The sequence below is a fragment of the Vibrio sp. 1CM2L genome (assembly GCF_023161695.1).
In the GTDB taxonomy this organism is placed as follows: Bacteria; Pseudomonadota; Gammaproteobacteria; order Enterobacterales; family Vibrionaceae; genus Vibrio; species Vibrio coralliirubri.
In genome coordinates, this window is record NZ_JALNTT010000021.1 from 1 (window position 1) to 1,035 (window position 1,035).

At 50.6% G+C, this 1,035-nt stretch carries 1 rRNA gene; it reads left to right on the forward strand.

Going from position 1 to position 1,035, the window contains the following annotated elements:
• Positions 1-1,035: ribosomal RNA gene (locus tag MSG34_RS24095) — 23S ribosomal RNA — on the forward strand; the annotation flags it as partial.

A 1,035-nucleotide genomic window follows, 5' to 3' on the forward strand; every position in this document is an offset into this window, starting at 1 on the left:
CAGGAGGCAAACCGGGGGAACTGAAACATCTAAGTACCCCGAGGAAGAGAAATCAACCGAGATTCCGAAAGTAGCGGCGAGCGAAATTGGATTAGCCCTTAAGCTTTTAATGAGACAGATGAAGGCTCTGGAAAGTGCCGCAATAAAGGGTGATAGCCCCGTAATCGACATCTCATAATCAGTGAAAACGAGTAGGGCGGGACACGTGATATCCTGTCTGAATATGGGGGGACCATCCTCCAAGGCTAAATACTACTGACTGACCGATAGTGAACCAGTACCGTGAGGGAAAGGCGAAAAGAACCCCTGTGAGGGGAGTGAAATAGAACCTGAAACCGTGTACGTACAAGCAGTAGGAGCACCTTCGTGGTGTGACTGCGTACCTTTTGTATAATGGGTCAGCGACTTAATTTTAGTAGCAAGGTTAACCGTTTAGGGGAGCCGTAGGGAAACCGAGTCTTAACTGGGCGTACAGTTGCTAGGATTAGACCCGAAACCAGGTGATCTAGCCATGGGCAGGTTGAAGGTTGAGTAACATCAACTGGAGGACCGAACCGACTAATGTTGAAAAATTAGCGGATGACTTGTGGCTAGGGGTGAAAGGCCAATCAAACCTGGAGATAGCTGGTTCTCCCCGAAAGCTATTTAGGTAGCGCCTCGGACGAATACTACTGGGGGTAGAGCACTGTTAAGGCTAGGGGGTCATCCCGACTTACCAACCCTTTGCAAACTCCGAATACCAGTAAGTACTATCCGGGAGACACACGGCGGGTGCTAACGTCCGTCGTGGAGAGGGAAACAACCCAGACCGCCAGCTAAGGTCCCAAAGTATAGCTAAGTGGGAAACGATGTGGGAAGGCTCAGACAGCCAGGATGTTGGCTTAGAAGCAGCCATCATTTAAAGAAAGCGTAATAGCTCACTGGTCGAGTCGGCCTGCGCGGAAGATGTAACGGGGCTAAGCTATACACCGAAGCTGCGGCTACGTACCTTAGGGTATGTGGGGTAGGGGAGCGTTCTGTAAGCCGTTGAAGGTG